This is a genomic window from Corynebacterium hansenii, assembly GCF_030408795.1.
Taxonomy (GTDB): Bacteria; Actinomycetota; Actinomycetes; order Mycobacteriales; family Mycobacteriaceae; genus Corynebacterium; species Corynebacterium hansenii.
The window spans coordinates 2,885,054-2,901,376 of the sequence record NZ_CP047211.1; the positions used below are offsets into that span (position 1 = coordinate 2,885,054).

Annotated in this window: 12 protein-coding genes; 5 read left to right on the forward strand and 7 right to left on the reverse strand. The window is 66.1% G+C overall.

The features are described 5' to 3' along the window. Window positions 1-6: 6 nt before the first annotated feature. A complete protein-coding gene (locus CHAN_RS12845) occupies window positions 7-2,244 on the forward strand; it encodes an AAA family ATPase (RefSeq protein WP_290290338.1) in 2,238 nt (745 codons plus the stop codon). A 272-nt stretch (window positions 2,245-2,516) separates the two neighbouring features. On the opposite strand, the gene clpB is transcribed toward CHAN_RS12845, so the two are convergent. Beyond that, a complete protein-coding gene (clpB, locus tag CHAN_RS12850) occupies window positions 2,517-5,114 on the reverse strand; it encodes an ATP-dependent chaperone ClpB (RefSeq protein WP_290290340.1) in 2,598 nt (865 codons plus the stop codon). A gap of 241 nt (window positions 5,115-5,355) precedes the next feature. Here clpB and CHAN_RS12855 point away from each other — a divergent pair, with 241 nt between their 5' ends. Then, window positions 5,356-6,636 carry an FAD-binding oxidoreductase gene (locus tag CHAN_RS12855; RefSeq protein ID WP_290290343.1) on the forward strand — a complete coding sequence of 427 codons (1,281 nt, stop codon included), beginning with the start codon at window positions 5,356-5,358 and terminating at the stop codon, window positions 6,634-6,636. A 36-nt stretch (window positions 6,637-6,672) separates the two neighbouring features. Beyond that, complete coding sequence (locus tag CHAN_RS12860) at window positions 6,673-7,566, forward strand: fructose bisphosphate aldolase (RefSeq protein ID WP_161799926.1); 894 nt, start codon at window positions 6,673-6,675, stop codon at window positions 7,564-7,566. Between the two features lie 88 nt (window positions 7,567-7,654). Here the strand turns inward: CHAN_RS12860 and CHAN_RS12865 are convergent, their stop codons facing one another. Continuing rightward, the gene (locus CHAN_RS12865; protein ID WP_290290347.1) at window positions 7,655-8,494 is read right to left on the reverse strand and encodes a carbon-nitrogen hydrolase family protein; all 840 of its coding nucleotides are present in this window, start codon (window positions 8,492-8,494) and stop codon (window positions 7,655-7,657) included. A 110-nt stretch (window positions 8,495-8,604) separates the two neighbouring features. On the opposite strand from CHAN_RS12865, the gene CHAN_RS12870 reads away from it, so the two are divergent. Together CHAN_RS12870 and CHAN_RS12875 are read left to right on the forward strand one after the other, a co-directional pair. Continuing rightward, window positions 8,605-8,898, forward strand: a complete 294-nt coding sequence (locus CHAN_RS12870) for a hypothetical protein (protein WP_290290349.1) — start codon at window positions 8,605-8,607, stop codon at window positions 8,896-8,898. Beyond that, the gene (locus tag CHAN_RS12875; RefSeq protein ID WP_290290351.1) at window positions 8,880-10,286 is read left to right on the forward strand and encodes an alpha/beta hydrolase; all 1,407 of its coding nucleotides are present in this window, start codon (window positions 8,880-8,882) and stop codon (window positions 10,284-10,286) included. Before CHAN_RS12870 ends, CHAN_RS12875 begins: the two co-directional genes overlap by 19 nt. A gap of 145 nt (window positions 10,287-10,431) precedes the next feature. On the opposite strand, the gene CHAN_RS12880 is transcribed toward CHAN_RS12875, so the two are convergent. From CHAN_RS12880 to dnaK, 5 genes are all read right to left on the reverse strand, one after another. Beyond that, window positions 10,432-11,454 (reverse strand): PTS sugar transporter subunit IIC, encoded by a 1,023-nt coding sequence (locus CHAN_RS12880; RefSeq protein ID WP_290293529.1) that lies wholly within the window; start codon window positions 11,452-11,454, stop codon window positions 10,432-10,434. A 266-nt stretch (window positions 11,455-11,720) separates the two neighbouring features. Beyond that, entirely contained in the window at window positions 11,721-12,125 is a 405-nt protein-coding gene (locus CHAN_RS12885; protein ID WP_048739913.1) for a heat shock protein transcriptional repressor HspR, read from the reverse strand. A gap of 9 nt (window positions 12,126-12,134) precedes the next feature. After that, a complete protein-coding gene (gene dnaJ, locus CHAN_RS12890) occupies window positions 12,135-13,313 on the reverse strand; it encodes a molecular chaperone DnaJ (RefSeq protein WP_290290354.1) in 1,179 nt (392 codons plus the stop codon). Between the two features lie 143 nt (window positions 13,314-13,456). Next, window positions 13,457-14,059, reverse strand: a complete 603-nt coding sequence (gene grpE / locus CHAN_RS12895) for a nucleotide exchange factor GrpE (RefSeq protein ID WP_290290356.1) — start codon at window positions 14,057-14,059, stop codon at window positions 13,457-13,459. A gap of 2 nt (window positions 14,060-14,061) precedes the next feature. After that, window positions 14,062-15,909 carry a molecular chaperone DnaK gene (gene dnaK / locus CHAN_RS12900; protein ID WP_048739679.1) on the reverse strand — a complete coding sequence of 616 codons (1,848 nt, stop codon included), beginning with the start codon at window positions 15,907-15,909 and terminating at the stop codon, window positions 14,062-14,064. Window positions 15,910-16,323: the final 414 nt, after the last annotated feature.

A 16,323-nucleotide genomic window follows, 5' to 3' on the forward strand; every position in this document is an offset into this window, starting at 1 on the left:
GATAAATTGCTAACTCCCGAAATTCCCCTTCACGAAATCCCGTGCTTTGCAAAAAGTGAAACGCAAACATTGCCCGAACTGTGCAAAGTTAATTTTATTTTTGGCGGCAATGGGTCGGGCAAATCCAGCATCGCAAGAACGATTGCAGCCCACATCGAAGACAATGTGCCCAAGGAAAGCAAAAAACAACGAACTCTTCTATATAACAAGGATTACAGAGAAACGGTCCTTGAAAAATCCGAACTCGAAGGACAATTCGCCCTGGGTGAAGAAGCTGCTAGCGCCGAGCAGAAAATGCGCGAACTTAACAAAGAGAGGGCGAAACATGAAAGAGCGATCGAAAACATAAAAGCCCAACTGGGAAGCTACGATGATAAATCCGGAAAAAAGGGACAACAACGAATCCTGATAGAAAACCTGCAAGACTCCATTTGGCAATTTCGATCTCACTTGCCCGAATCAGTGAAAAGCCAAGTCGCATCCGGCATGGGCTCCAAAGCTCGAATGCTAACGAAAGTGGAACACTTCACCCCCTCCGACGACAACCCACTCACCGCCGAGGAACTCGCCACTAGAATGAAGGACCTCTCGCGAGCCGAGTCTGGCGAGATACATTATTTTAAGCCATTACGCGCGCCCTCGATCGATCGAATCGACACCACCCTGCTCGCTCGCCTACTCGAAGACGAATACCTCCCGCAATCAGCAGGACAAATCAGTCAGGTGATCGAACGCCTAAAGAGCACCGATTGGGTTCAGGCCGGGTTGCGATTTGTGGACCAAACCAGCGATCCCACACTGTGCCCTTTCTGCACGCAGCCCCTTAAAGATACAACGCTACAAGAAATCAATAATCTTTTCAACGACGCATATGACGAACGTGTGCGTGATATAAAACTACAAATCGCTTCCCTGGAATTATGCCTTAACAATTTAACAAAATGGTGGAATGAGAACACATATACGAATTTGCCAAATCATATTCAAGGGGCCCATAAAGAGGTAGAGGTAAATAAGCAATCGCTACACGAACAGATTATTCGCTGTAAGCGACAACTCGAAACGAAGATCAATGCAATGAGTACAAGTATCGCACCTGGGCCGACTCCCAACGTTGCAGAGCTGCACCAAGCGATTGTTAAGTTCAATATTTTGATCGAGGAGAACAATAGTCTATATCGCTCTATGTCGTCTCTAGCAAAAACAGTACAAAGGGAATTTTTGCATTTTGTACACGCGGAATCCAAACCGCAAAGAACGGCATTGCGAGCCAAAATAGCTGCGGTGCAGAGCACCATCGACAAGATGCAAAGCTCTATTGATAAATCGCTGGATAGAATCAAGGACATTGATGCCGAGGTAGCCGTCCTCACCACACAGGGACGAACCTCGGAGTTCACCCTGACTTTCATTAATAGGATTATCGAGACAATGTGCTCAGGATCCTTCAAGTTGGTTCCGGCAGGAGCTTCTGGCAGATATAGAATTGTTCGACCAAACGGTACTCAGGCAAGCCAGACCTTGAGCGAAGGAGAGTCGCAGCTTATTGCGTTTCTATATTTCATTAGTGAAATTCATAACATTGATCGACCCAATAGCCTTTCGGGTGTTGACAGCTGTGTTGCGATTATCGACGACCCAATGTCGAGTCTCGATTCTGAGATGCTTTTCATGGTTTCAACTTTAGTTAAGGAACTGATCGATCGCATGCTAGAAAAGCGAAGTAAAGTCGTTCAGCTCTTTTGTCTTTCCCATAACTCCGTATTTCACAATGAGCTTACCTATAAGCGCACAAGGTCTTCTAATGCCGGCGGCAATGTTGCACACTACCTTATACAAAAGCGACATTTCGGATATAATCGCCTGAGACGAATGGAAGTCGGCGTAATTCGTTCTTCTTACGAATCGCTCTGGTCGGACGTGGCTGCTGCAAAGCAGGGCAAACTTCACAATTCAGCATCACTAGGAAATACGATGAGACGCATTCTTGAATCTTACTTCCAGCTCACAAATGGTCTCGATATTCAATCACTTGATGTGCAATGCACAATGGACGAACGCGTAGCATTTAATAGTTTGAGAAGTTGGCTCCATTCCGCTTCGCATAATGTGCTCGACAATCTGTTTGTAGCGGTTTCTCCTGACGAAATCCCAGCCTATTTGTCAGTCTTTAAAAAGGTCTTTGTTGCGGCCGGGCACGAAGGTCATCACGAAATGATGATGGCCCGATTTGAATCGGGATAATTTCTGCTTCACGCAAACCAGGTTCGCGCTTTCGGATAACAGATTCACCAATCTTGGCATAGCTTACCGTCTTGGATTTTAAATCGCCGCAGCTCATCTAAGTACCCGATTGTTCAGGTTTTTCTTAGCTTGCTTTTGTCGACGTCGAAGTTCTGGTCCTGGAAGCACGCAAAAGCGGGCCGGGTGTTTCCACCCGGCCCGCTCCAAAATCCAGGTCGATCTAGGCTCGCGGCGGGCCGTCGTCAAGCGACGGCCCGCCCGCACTCCGCGCCCTACTCCCCCGCGCGGGGCTCACCGCTTTCGTCGTAGCCGACGATGCGCAGGCCCGGCGCGTCGGTACCCGCGTCCTCGGCGACGCTCACGGCGACGCGATCGCCGTCCCGGACATCGCCGGCGAGCAGGCGCTTGGCCAGCTCATCGCCGATGGCCTTCTGCACCAGGCGACGCAACGGACGCGCACCGTACGCCGGGTCGTAGCCCCGCTCGGCCAGCCAATCCAGCGCCGCATCATCGACGTCGAGCACCAGACGGCGCGCCGACAGCCGGGCCGCCAACTGCGCGACCTGAATGTCCACGATGCCGCGCAGCTGCTCCTTCGACAGCGCATCGAAGATGACCACGTCATCCAGGCGATTGATGAACTCCGGCTTGAACGCCGTCTTCACCGCCGCCATCACCTGCTCGCGGCTGCCGCCGGCGCCCAGGTTCGACGTCAGGATCAGGATGGTGTTGCGGAAGTCCACCGTCCGGCCCTGGCCATCGGTCAAACGCCCCTCGTCCAGGACCTGCAGCAGCACGTCGAAGACATCCGGATGCGCCTTCTCCACTTCGTCGAAAAGCACGACCGTGTACGGACGACGGCGCACCGACTCGGTCAGCTGACCGCCGGCGTCGTAGCCGACGTAGCCCGGAGGGGCACCGATCAGCCGGGCCACCGAATGCTTCTCGCCGTACTCCGACATGTCGATGCGCACCATCGCGCGCTCATCGTCGAACAGGAACTCCGCCAGCGCCTTCGCCAGCTCCGTCTTGCCCACGCCCGTCGGGCCCAGGAACAGGAACGAACCCGTCGGACGATCCGGATCCGCCACGCCCGCGCGGCTGCGGCGCACCGCATCCGACACGGCCACCACGGCCTCCTCCTGGCCGACCACGCGCTCGCCCAGGACCTTCTCCATCGCCAGCAGCTTCTCGGTCTCGCCCTGCATCATCTTGCCGGCCGGAATGCCCGTCCAGGCGCTGACGACGTCGGCGACCTCCTGCGGCGACACCTCCTCGTTGAGCATCGACTCGCCCTGCGACTCCTCGACCGCGGTCTCGGCCTCGGCGAGCTTCTTCTCCAACTCCGGGATGCGGCCGTAGCGCAGTTCCGCGACGCGGCCGTAATCGCCCTCGCGCTCGGCCTTCTCCGACTCCGTGCGCAGCGAATCCAGCTCCTCGCGGACCACGCGGACGTCGTCGATCGACGACTTCTCGTTCTGCCAGCGGGTCTTCAGCTGCGTCAGCTTCTCGCGCTCGTCGGCGAGCTCCTCGCGCAGCTTGGCCAGGCGATCGGCGGAGGCGACGTCGGTTTCCTTCTCCAGCGCCATCTCCTCGATCTCCAGGCGGCGGACGATGCGCTCGGCGGAGTCGATCTCCTCCGGGGACGAGTCGATCTCCATGCGCAGGCGCGACGCGGCCTCGTCGACCAGGTCGATGGCCTTGTCCGGCAGGAACCGCGACGTGATGTAGCGGTCCGACAGCGCCGCCGCGGCGACCAGGGCGGAGTCCATGATGCGCACGCCGTGGTGCACCTCGTACCGCTCCTTCAGGCCGCGCAGGATGCCGATGGTGTCCTCGACGCTCGGCTCGCCGACGAAGACCTGCTGGAAACGGCGCTCCAGCGCGGCGTCCTTCTCGATGTACTTGCGGTACTCGTCCAGCGTCGTCGCGCCGACCAGCCGCAGCTCGCCGCGGGCGAGCATCGGCTTGATCATGTTGCCCGCGTCCATCGAACCGTCGCCGGTCGCACCGGCGCCGACGATGGTGTGGATCTCGTCGATGAACGTGACGATCTGCCCGTCGGACTCCTTGATCTCGTCGAGCACCGCTTTCAGGCGCTCCTCGAACTCGCCGCGGTACTTCGCGCCGGCGACCATCGAACCCAGGTCGAGGCTCATCAGGGTCTTGCCCTTCAGCGACTCCGGGACGTCGCCCGCGACGATGCGGCGGGCCAGGCCCTCCACGATCGCGGTCTTGCCCACGCCCGGTTCGCCGATGAGCACCGGGTTGTTCTTCGTGCGGCGCGACAGCACCTGCACCACGCGGCGGATCTCCGAATCGCGGCCGATGACCGGGTCGATCTTCCCCTCGCGGGCGCGCGCCGTCAGGTCCGTGGCGTACTTCTCCAGCGCCTGGTACTGGTCCTCCGGATCCTCCGTGGTCACGCGGCGGTTGCCGCGCACCGACGTCAGGGCGCCCTTCAGCGCCTCCGGGGTCGCGCCGGCGTCCTGCAGGGACTTCGCGGCGTCGGACTGGCCGGTGGCGATGCCGATGAGCAGGATCTCCGCCGACACGTACTCGTCGCCGAGCTCGCCCGCCAGCTCCTCGGCCGCGGTCAGCGCGTTGAGCGCGTCGCGGTTGAACTGCGGGTTGGCCATGTTGGAGCCCTGCGCGCTGGGGTAGCCGGCCACGAGCTCGCGGGCGCGGGCCAGCGCCGCGTTCGGCTCGACGCCGGCGGCGGTGAGCAGCGGCCCGGCGATGCCGTCCTCCTGCTCGAGCAGCGCGACCAGCAGGTGCGCCGGGCGGATGTCGGGGTTGCCCGCGGCGGACGCGGACTTCAGCGCCGCCTGCAAGGCCTCATTCGTCTTGGTGGTCGGGGTGAACGACATGGTCCTCGTCCTTTCGTGGGGTCTGCAAGATGTGAGTCGATCGCGCTCAACTCCACTTCCGGGGCTGCCACGATCCTAGCCATTCACGCTCTGCAACGCCCCCAGGGTTGAGCCTGTTCCACTCAACCCTCGCCGCACTGCGTGATTTGCGTCACATCCGGGTGAGCGGACCGGGTGATTTAGCACAATTTCCGCACCTTCTACGGACTTTGGGCACCTTCACATGGGAACCTGGTCAATCATGGAACACACCCGCCGACTCATGCGGGCGGCAGCCGCATTCGGACGGCTGGCCCCCGCCATCGGACCCGAAGCTTTCCGACGCCTCCTCGACGCCGAACCGCGCTTCCGCCACATGTTCGGCGGCTCGAAGACGAAGCTGCGCGACGATTTCATGGGCGCCCTGACCTCCGCCCTCATCGCGCGCGCCGACGTCGGCCGCTTCCCCACGTCGACCATCCGCCAACTGGAGGACGTCGCCCGCGAGAACCGCAAGTTCGGCGTCGCCCCGCGCGACTACCCGACGCTCGGCGAGCACCTGCTCGACGTCTTCGCCGAGCGCCTGCCCCCGGGCCTCGATTCCTCCATGCGCGTCGCCGCGCTGCGCGGTGCCCTCGACGAGGTCCTCACGCTCCTGGCCGACACCGCCGAAGCCGCCGAACGCGCCGAAGGGCCCGCGACGTACACCGGGCGGGTCCTCGAGGTGCAGCGCCGCACCCGGCACATCGCGGTCATCCGCGTCCACTGCCCCGACCCGATCCCGTTCACCGTCGGCCAGCACATCCCCATCCGCTCGCCGCTGGCGCCGGGCATCTGGCGCGACTACTCCCCCGCCCTGCCGCCGAACCCGGAAGGACTGCTGGAGTTCCACATCCGCATCGTCGACGGCGGCGCCGAGTCGCGCCCGCTGGTCGTCGCCTCGCGCCCCGGCGACGAGTGGACCTTCGGCACCCCGCGCGGGCGGCTGGGCCAAGTCCTGGACGCGTACCGCGCCAGGCGTTACGACGGCCCGCCGACCGGACGGCACCACCTCCCCGAGGCGGCGCCGCGGGACATCCTGATGGTCGCCGGCGGCACCGGCCTCGCCCCGCTGCGGGCGCTGATCATGGAGGCCGCCGATCTGCCGTCGCCGCCTCCGATCCACCTCGTGTACGGCGCGCGCACGCCGGGCGAACTGTACGACCTCCGGACGATGGTGGGGCTCGCGAACAACCTCCCGAATCTGACGCTGAGCACTGCCGTCGAAAAGCGAATCGACGAGCCCCTTACCAATCCGGGGCCGTTTTCCTCGCATCCGGCCGCGCCGATGCCCAGGTTGGGGGTGGCGGCCGACGTCGCCGCGCGCATCCACCGGCCGGGCGAGCTCGCCGGAAAAACCGTGCTCATCGCGGGTCGCGGGGAAATGATCGACGTGACCCGGGAACGCCTGGTGGAGGCGGGCGCCGACCCCCGTTTCATTCACCATGACCCCGTGGCCAAAACCACCGTCGCGAGGGAAGCGCGTTTTCCGGTCCTTGGCTAGGCTTGTGACGAAAGCCTTCCCGACGAAAGGACACGCATGAACGCCATTAACCCGGAGCAGGCCAAGCAGATGACCGAGGGCAAGGGCTTCATCGCCGCGCTCGACCAGTCCGGCGGATCCACCCCGAAGGCGCTCGGCCTGTACGGCGTCACCGAGGACCAGTGGAGCAACGAGGACGAGATGTTCGATCTGGTCCACGAGATGCGCACGCGCATCATCAAGTCCCCGTCGTTCAGCTCCGAGCACATCATCGGCGCGATCCTGTTCGAGCAGACCATGGACCGCGAGATCGACGGCATCCCCACCGCGCAGTACCTGTGGGAGAAGAAGGGCATCGTCCCGTTCCTGAAGACCGACAAGGGCCTGGCCGAGAAGGCCAACGGCGTGCAGCTGATGAAGCCGTGCCCGGGCCTGGACGAGCTCCTCGAGCGCGGCGTGGCCAAGGGCATCTTCGGCACCAAGATGCGTTCCTTCATCGCCGAGGCCAACGAGGCCGGCATCAAGGAGAACGTCGACCAGCAGTTCGAGTTCGCCAAGCAGGTCCTGTCGCACGGCCTGATCCCGATCGTCGAGCCCGAGGTGGACATCAACGCCGCCGACAAGGCGGAGGCCGAGGCCATCCTGCGCGACGAGCTGATCAAGCACCTCGACGCCCTCCCCGAGGACCAGCAGGTGATGATCAAGGTGTCCATCCCGACCGAGGAGGGCTTCTACACCCCCCTCATCGAGCACCCCAAGTGCATGCGCGTCGTGGCCCTCTCCGGTGGCTACCCGCGCGAGGAGGCCAACGAGCGCCTCTCCCGCCAGCCCGGCATGATCGCCTCCTTCTCCCGCGCGCTGTCCGAGGGCCTGTCGGCCCAGCAGTCCGACGAGGAGTTCGACGCCACCATGGCCGATTCCGTCAAGGGCATCTACGAGGCTTCGCTGTAAAGCGCGCCGCGTCAGACGAGTGACGCCCCGCCCCGGTCGATCCGGGGCGGGGCGTTCGCCGTTGGTGGGCGGGGCGGGGTGGTGGGCGCTACTTGCGGATTTCCAGCACCGGGATGGACTTTCGGATGCGCGCGACCTCGTCGAGGTCGATGTCCGCCACCAGCAGCTGAGGGCCGAAACCGGCCTTCGCCACGACGTCGCCGTCCGGGGTGGCCAGGATCGAATGTCCGACGCCCACCGGCCCTTCGGGCTTGCCCGCCTTCTCCGCGCCACCGGGGCGGGCGGCGTCGACGGCGGCGACGAAGCACGTCGAATCGAGGGCGCGGCCGGCGACCAGCGCCTCCCACTGGCGGACTTTGCCCGGCCCGTCGTTCCACGACGCCGGCAGGACGATGACCTCAGCGCCGCGCTGCGCCAGCTCCACGAACTGCTCCGGGAAGCGGATGTCGAAGCACGTGGCCAGGCCGACGCGGACGGTGCGGCGGACCTCGGCGTCTCCGACGGGCACGTCGATGACCACCAGCTCCTCGCCCGGGGCGACGGTGTCGGATTCGCGGAAACCGAATGCGTCGAAAAGCCTGATCTTGTCGTAGTGCGCGTCGACGCCGGGCCCCGTGGCCAGCAGCGTGTTGTGGACGCGGCGCAGCTCCTTGCCGTCGCGCTCGACGACGTCGGCCGGGCGGAACATGCCCAGCACGGCCGTGATGCCGGCGTCCGCCGCGGCGGAGCGGACGGCGGTGGCGAAGGGCCCGTCGAGGGGTTCGGCGACCGTGTCCAGGCGGCCGGTGTTGAAGGCCTTCATCGTGGCCTCGGGGAAAACCACCAGGTCGGACCCGGCGTCGGCGGCGCGGACGATGACGTCCTTGACCGCGCCGAGGTTCTCCTGCGGCTCTGCGGACAGTTCGATCTGGGCGAGTGCGATGCGCATGCGACCGACCGTACCGGGGTTCATCCACAGGCGGGGGTTCATCCACAATCGGGCCGGTTTCGGCCGGGATTCGGGGTGCGCGCGGGCCGGGGCGCGGCGATGCTGCGGGCATGACGAACACGGACATGAGCGTGAGCCCGGGCACGCTGCGCGGGCTCGGCGAGGCGCTGGCAGTGCAGGGCCATCGCGTGCGGGGGTTGCGGTCGTTGCTTTGCGACGACGCCGAAATGGCGGGATCCCGCACTTGGGGCGAGTTGATGCACGGCGCGCTGCTCTGGCGGGAGGAGCTCGAAGCGGAGGGCGAAGCCGTCGAAAAGCTCGGGATCGCCGCCGGCGCCATCGCAGCCGGGGTCGAGGACTGCGACGGAGCCAACGGGGAGGCCCTGTGCCCGACATCGGCATGATCCTGGCGTGGAAGCCGGAGACGTTCGGGCCGGCGATCGGCATGTGGCGGGGCGCCGGGAAGCGGCTGGCGGATGCAGCGGAGAAGGTGGCGGGCAGCGTCGCCGCCGTGCCCGAGGGGGATCTGGCCGGAGTGATCCGGGTTCGGGGTGCGGCGGCCGCCGAGGAGCGGGGCGGGCGGCTGCGGCGGGACGCGGCCTCGATCGGCCGGTTCGCCGATGAACTGGACAAGGCGCGGAAGTCGTTGACGAGCGCGCGGGATTGGCTGGCCAAGGCGGTCGCCGATGCCGAGGGGGACGGCTTCCGGGTCGACCGCGCCACCGGCCGGGTGTCGCCCAAGGGGTCGGGGGCGAAAAGCGTGGCCGGCGCGCAGGGGCCCGGGAAGTCGTTGAGTCACCACCGCAAGAACGTCGGGTACCGGTTCCGCCGCGCCCTGGACGCGGATGCGACGGCGGCGAACCGGCTTCGCGGCCAGCTCCCCGCCGGTCGCCACATGACCACGCCGGGCATGCCCCTGGGCCGGACCGAAGGGCTTGAAGGATTGTCGCCGGCGCAGGCCGCCGAGGTGGAACGCGTGCGCGGGCAGTCCGGGTACGGGGCCGGGGCGGATGTGGAGGTGCTGGCCACCGATCCGGGGACGACCGCCGTGGCGCTGGGCGACCCGCGCACCGCCGAGCACGTGATCACCATCGTGCCCGGCACCGGATCGACGGCGGAGGAACTGGCCGGGCAGATCGACCGCGCGCGGTTGTTCGCCGGCCCCGACGTCGCGGTGATCGCCTGGACCTACGACGCCCCGCCCGGGTTGGTCAACGCCGCGAGCGCCGAGTACCACGAGCGGGCGGCGACCTCCCTGCAGTCGTTCCAGGCACAGCTAGCGGACAACCCGAACATGAAAATGACCGTGATGGGGCACAGCTACGGCGCGACCGTGGTGACGCAGGCGGCGAAGGGAGCGGGGCTGCACGCCGACGCCGTCGTGCTCGCGGGCTCCCCCGGCGCGGGGCCGGACGTGCACGGCACTCGCGACATGCGGCTGAACAAGCGGGACGGGACCCCGCACGAGGTGTCCGAGAACAAGCGCCGCGTGATTGCGGTGACCTCGCCGGATGACATCATCCGAACCGTCGGCGCGTCGGTAGTCCACGGCGCGAATGTCGTCGGCAAGGCGTTCGGGGCGAACCGGATGGACATCTCCGACATCGCGAAGGGGAAGAGGATCCCGGGTGTGCCCCGGTGGTGGTTCCCCCGGCGGTACCTGGACGCGCACACCGACGACTACTTCCCGGACCCGATTTTCCGCGAGAAGGTCGAGTCGACGATCGCGAGAATTCCCGGCTCGGGGCCCGGCGCGGGAGTCGAGCCGCGAAAAATAGTCGACCTGCGTTAGATGCCGCACTGCCGTGATTAACCCACCCCGAATGCGGAGACCCACCCGCTGTAACGGATGGGTCTGCGCATTGGGGGTGGGTTAGCGCGGGGCGGGGACGGCGAGCGGCCGGCGGCCCCCATCGGTTCTCGCGGCGCCGGTGCCCCTACTTGAAGTCGAGCTTGTAGTGCTCCGGGCGCACCCAACCGATGCGCGCGAACAGGGCATTGAACAGGATCGACAGCCCCAGCGGCAGCGCCACGAACACGACCACGACCATCGCCAGGTTGCCGGCGGACCAGCCCCAGCCCTCGTAATTCAGCGCCGCCAGCGGGCCGACCAAACCGGAAATGCCGAAGCCCGCCGAAATCGGGGTGCCGGAAATCCCCGTCGCACCGCCGACGGCGCCCACGATCGCCGCCGTGCACAACACCGGCAGGAAGATCACCGGGCGGGAAAGCACATTGGCCATCTGCACCTTGGGGGAACCGAGAACGTGGAGCAGGGACGTCGCAAAGCCATTGGCCTTCCACCCGCCGACCAGCAGACCGAAGCCCGCCGCGACGACGCCCAAGTTCGCCGTGCCCGACGCGATGCCCTCCATGAAGATCGCCGTGGCGATGCCGACGGTGGACACCGGCGAAACGATCATCGCCGCGAACAGCACCGCCAACACCACGCCCATGACAATCGGCTGCAGCGTCGTCGCGCCGTTGACCAGATTGCCCAGCCACACGGTGAGCACCTTCACCGCCGGGAATGTGACCACCCAACCGATGCCGCCGGCGACCAGGGTGACGATCGTCGACAGCAGCAGAATCGTGTAATTGCCCAGCTTCTCGCCGATGAGCAGCAGCAAGCCGACCGCGATGGCGGCGGTGAGGCCCGAGTTGATGACCAGACCCGTGCCCTGCAGATGGAAGCCGCCCGCCGGATCCGGCATGGCCACGCCCGAACCGCACACCGCCGCGATGCCCGTCGCCGCGGTCTGGATCGGCGTCAGCTTGAACTGCATGGCCACCAGAATGCCGATGAGCACCGGCAGCATCGACGACGCCAGCGACACCAGCTCGATGACGGACTGCCCCGCTGGGAACACCGGCAGCAGCGCCTTGAACAGCTCGCCGAGCAGCGCCTGCGGGACCAGCGCGACGACCACGGCAATGGAGATGCCGTTGAGCACCTTCATGGTGAACGAACCGGCGGTCAGGCGATCCGCCGGCGGGGACGTCTGGGAGGTCTCGCCGAGCGGGGCGGGACGGTCCGGCGTCGTGATGAGGGGAGGCTCGCCGGGCTTGGCCTCTCGAACTCTTTTGTCGGTCATGTGAAAAATGTAACGGCCGGTCCGACGCTTTCATGCATCGGACCGGCCATTTGGGGTGCACGCCGGGGGAGGTCGCCGCGGTTACCGCCAGTCTTCTCCGCCGGTCCCCGGCCAACCCCCGCTAGTCCCCGTTAGTCTTCGCCGCGGCGGCGCCGCTTGCGCGGCTCCCACATCACCACGGCCGTCGACCGGGGGACGTGCACGATCTCGCCGCGCGGGCGGCCGCGGCGGGCCTCCGCCTTGCTGAGCTCGGCGCGCAGCGCCGCGTTCTCGTTCTCGAGCTTTTCGACGCGCTTGTTCAGCTCGATGATGGACTTGATGCCGGCGAGGTTGACTCCCTCCTCCTGGGACAGGCGCTGGATCTCGCGGAGCAGCGCCACGTCCCGCTGGGAGTAGCGTCGACCGCCGCCGCGGGTGCGCTCCGGCGTCACCAGACCGAGGCGGTCGTAGTTGCGCAGCGTCTGCGCGTGCATGCCCGCCAGGTCGGCGGCGACCGAAATGACGTAGACCTCCGCGCGGGATTCTTCCTGAGCCACGGCGACCACCTACTTCGCCCCGGCCCAGCCGTCGCGCGGGTTGAACCCGCCGGCTCGCTCGGCCTCGACGTAGGAACGCAACGCCGACGCGGCGGCGTCATCCAGCTTCGGCGGAACCTGCACCCGCACGGTGACCAGCAGGTCGCCCGGGGTGCCGGACCGCTTGGGCACGCCCCGGCCGCGCACGCGCAGGGTGCGGCCGTCGGCCGTGCCCGCGGGGACGCGGACCCGGACCTTGCCGTCGAGGGTCGGCACCGTGATCGTGCCGCCCAGCGCCAGCTCGCCGAAGCTCACCGGCACCGTCACCTCGAGGTCGTCGCCGGAGCGCGTGAAAATCTCGTCCGGGCGGACATGGACCGTCACGAACAGGTCGCCGGCCGGGCGGCCCCGCAGGCCCGCCTCGCCCTGGCCCGCCAGACGGACCTTCTGGCCGTCGACGACGCCCGCGGGCACCCGCACCGTGATGGTTCGGCGGCGCGTGGTGACGCCGGTGCCCGAGCAATCCGGGCACGGATCCTCGATGATCGTGCCCTGGCCACCGCAATCCGGGCAGGGGGCGGAGAACCCGAAGGCACCGCGCTGCTCGTTGGTGAAGCCCGAGCCGTTGCAGGTGCCGCAGGTCACCGGGTGGGTGCCCGGCTTCGCGCCCGAACCGTGGCACGTGGTGCACGGCGAGGGGTTGGTCAGCTGCAGCGGGATGGTCACGCCCTTGGCGGCCTCGCGGAAATCGAGCGTGATCTCGGTTTCCACGTCGGCGCCCCGGCGCGGCCGTGCGGACCGGCCGCCGCCCGCACCGCCGCGGTTGACGAACCCATTGAGGAAATCGCCCAACCCGCCGCCGGCGCCGCCCTCGCCGAAAATGTCGGAGACGTTGAAGTCGAAACCGCCGGCGCCCCCGGCGCCGCCCGTCGTGAAGCCGCCGCCCGTGCCCGGGAAACGGAAGCCGCCCCCGGCCAGCGCGGACCGGAGCTCGTCGTACTCGCGGCGCTTGTCGGCGTCGCCGATGACGGAATAGGCCTCGGACACCTTCTTGAAACGGTCCTCCGCCTTCGCGTCACCGGGATGCGTGTCCGGGTGGTTCTCCCGGGCCAGCTTCCGGTACGCCTTCTTGATGTCCTCCTGGCTCGCGGACTTGGAGACGCCCAGATCCGCGTAATAGTCCTTGTCCGCCCATTCACGCTGGGTCATCGGACATCTCCTCCTTCCGAAAACGGTGTCGCGGTCATTTCCCGCGGTTGACGGTGCATTTCAAGTGGCGCTGCATTTCAAGTTTATGGCCGCGGCGCGCGGGCCGGCTGGCCCGCCGCGCCGCAGTGCCCGACCGAAATCGGTCAGGCGGGGTCGGCGATGACGACCATCGCCGTGCGGATCACCCGCTCGTCCAGGCGGTAGCCCTTGCGCAGGACCGAGCCGATGACCTTCTCGTCGCCGTTGGAGGTGTCCTGCACGGCCTCGTGGATGGCCGGGTCGAACTCCTCGCCCTCGGCGCCGAAAGCGGTGACCTTCAGGGTGTCCAGGGTGTTGCGGAACTTGTCCGCGAACGCCTTGAGCGGGCCCTCGGCGGACAGGTCGCCATGCTGCTCTGCCCGGTCGAGGTCGTCGGCCAGGTTCAGCAGCTCGCCGGCGATGGACGCCTTGGCCAGCTCGCGGTCGAGCCGACGGTCGCGGTCCACGCGGCGCCGGTAGTTGGCGAACTCGGCGGACACGCGCTGCAGGTCCTCGGTGCGCTCATCGAGCTCGGACCGCAGGCGCGTCGCCTCGTCGTCGACGGCGCCGGCTTCGGCCCCATCGGCCTCGGCCTGCGCGGCGGCGTCCGCGTCGACGGCGTCGTCGAAGGCGGCGTCATCGACGCCTTCGGCGGCGGCCGCCTCGGCGGGGCCGGCGTCCGGACCGGCGCCCCGGTCGTCAAAGGGGTTGTCGGTCGGATTCGTCATTTTTACTTGTCCTTCTCGTCCTCGTCGACGACCTCGGCATCGACCACGTTGTCGTCGGCCTTGGCCTCGCCGGCCTCGCCGGCGTCGGCCTGGGTCGCGCCCTGCGCGGCCTCGGACTCGTAGATGGCCTTGCCCATTTCCTGGGACTCGGTGGACAGCTTCTCCACGGCGGTCTTGATGGCCTCGATGTCGGAGCCCTTCAGGGCCTCGTCGACGCCCTTGGCCGCCTCCTCGACGCGGTCCTTGATGTCCTGGGACACCTTGTCCTCGTTGTCGGTGACGAACTTGCGGGTCTGGTAGGCCATCGACTCGGCGGAGTTGCGGACCTCCTGCTCCTCGCGGCGCTTGCGGTCCTCCTCGGCGTGGGCCTCGGCGTCCTTGATCATCTGGTCGATCTCCTCCTGCGACAGGCCGGAACCGTCCTGGATGGTGATCGTGGACTCCTTGCCGGTGCCCTTGTCCTTGGCGGTCACGTGGACGATGCCGTTGGCGTCGATGTCGAAGGTGACCTCGATCTGCGGCACGCCGCGCGGCGCCGGGGCGATGCCGCCCAGCTCGAAGGAACCGAGCAGCTTGTTGGCCGCGGCCATCTCGCGCTCGCCCTGGAAGACCTGGATCTGCACGGAGGGCTGGTTGTCCTCGGCGGTGGTGAAGGTCTCCGAGCGCTTGGTCGGGATGGTGGTGTTGCGCTCGATGAGCTTCGTCATCACGCCGCCCTTGGTCTCGATGCCCAGGGACAGCGGGGTGACGTCGAGGAGCAGCACGTCCTTGACCTCGCCGCGCAGGACGCCGGCCTGCAGGGCGGCGCCGACGGCGACGACCTCGTCCGGGTTGACGCCCTTGTTCGGCTCGCGGCCGCCGGTCATCTCCTTGACCAGGTCGGACACGGCCGGCATGCGGGTGGAGCCGCCGACGAGCACGACGTGGTCGATCTCGGACACCGGGATGTCGGAGTCGGCCAGCACCTGCTGGAACGGCTTGCGGGTGCGGTCGAGCAGATCCTGGGTGATCTTCTGGAACTCGGTGCGCGTCAGGGTCTCGTCGAGGAACAGCGGGTTCTTCTCGGCGTCGACCGTGATGTACGGCAGGTTGATGGTGGCCTGCTGCGAGCTGGACAGCTCGATCTTGGCCTTCTCGGCGGCCTCGCGCAGGCGCTGCAGGGCCATCTTGTCCTTGGTCAGGTCGATGCCCTGGGACGCCTTGAACTTCTCCACGAGCCAGTCGACGACGCGCTGGTCCCAGTCGTCGCCGCCGAGCTTGTTGTCGCCGGCGGTGGCGCGGACCTCGACGACGCCGTCGCCGATCTCCAGCAGGGACACGTCGAACGTGCCGCCGCCCAGGTCGAAGACCAGGATGGTCTGGTCCTTGTCGTTCTTCTCCAGGCCGTAGGCCAGGGCGGCCGCGGTCGGCTCGTTGACGATGCGCAGGACGTTGAGGCCCGCGATCTGGCCGGCCTCCTTGGTGGCCTGGCGCTCGGAGTCGGAGAAGTACGCCGGGACGGTGATGACGGCGTCGGTGACGTCCTCGCCCAGGTAGGACTCGGCGTCGCGCTTCAGCTTCATCAGGGTGCGCGCGGAGATCTCCTGCGCGGTGTACTTCTTGTCGTCGATGTCGACGCTCCAGTCGGTGCCCATGTGGCGCTTGACGGAGCGGATGGTGCGGTCGACGTTGGTGACCGCCTGGTTCTTGGCCGACTGGCCCACCAGCACCTCGCCGTTCTTGGCGAAGGCGACGACCGACGGGGTGGTGCGCGAACCCTCGGAGTTCGCGATGACGACGGCTTCGCCGCCCTCCAGCACCGACACGACGGAGTTGGTGGTGCCCAGGTCGATACCGACTGCACGTCCCATGTTTGATGTCCTCCTGTTTGTGGGGCCGCAGCATCGCGGCTCACGGTTCGTTGTTGGTCGAAGTTGACGTTAAGCGTCCGGGGCTCAAGTTTGCCGAAGGGCCCGATTCCCGTCAAGCCCGGCGGCCGAATTCTTGAGCGCCATCCACTCAACCTTTCATCCCCCACAACGGGCCGCCCGGCAAAGTTGTTCCCGGCCGACTCAACTTTTCCATGTGATGCGCGTCACCCCCGGTGTGCGCCGCTTCGCCGGCGGCGCACCTCGCCGCGCCACGCAACCGCGTTATCCGCTTCACGACGCCCCGGCCGCACCCGGAGCGTCGTCAAGCATGATTCTTGCCGCCCACCTGAAATTAAGGAACGAAAATCTTCGCAAAATTCCCACCTGCGCATGTCCGGCCCATGAGACCCCCGT

Bases quoted from the DNA above. Each gene is read 5' to 3' on its own strand.
- clpB (WP_290290340.1), bottom strand. From the start codon at position 5,114: ATGTCGTTCACCCCGACCACCAAGACGAATGAGGCCTTGCAGGCGGCG.
- CHAN_RS12855 (WP_290290343.1), top strand. From the start codon at position 5,356: ATGGAACACACCCGCCGACTCATGCGGGCGGCAGCCGCATTCGGACGG.
- CHAN_RS12860 (WP_161799926.1), top strand. From the start codon at position 6,673: ATGAACGCCATTAACCCGGAGCAGGCCAAGCAGATGACCGAGGGCAAG.
- CHAN_RS12865 (WP_290290347.1), bottom strand. From the start codon at position 8,494: ATGCGCATCGCACTCGCCCAGATCGAACTGTCCGCAGAGCCGCAGGAG.
- CHAN_RS12870 (WP_290290349.1), top strand. From the start codon at position 8,605: ATGACGAACACGGACATGAGCGTGAGCCCGGGCACGCTGCGCGGGCTC.
- CHAN_RS12880 (WP_290293529.1), bottom strand. From the start codon at position 11,454: ATGAAGGTGCTCAACGGCATCTCCATTGCCGTGGTCGTCGCGCTGGTC.
- dnaJ (WP_290290354.1), bottom strand. From the start codon at position 13,313: ATGACCCAGCGTGAATGGGCGGACAAGGACTATTACGCGGATCTGGGC.
- grpE (WP_290290356.1), bottom strand. From the start codon at position 14,059: ATGACGAATCCGACCGACAACCCCTTTGACGACCGGGGCGCCGGTCCG.
- dnaK (WP_048739679.1), bottom strand. From the start codon at position 15,909: ATGGGACGTGCAGTCGGTATCGACCTGGGCACCACCAACTCCGTCGTG.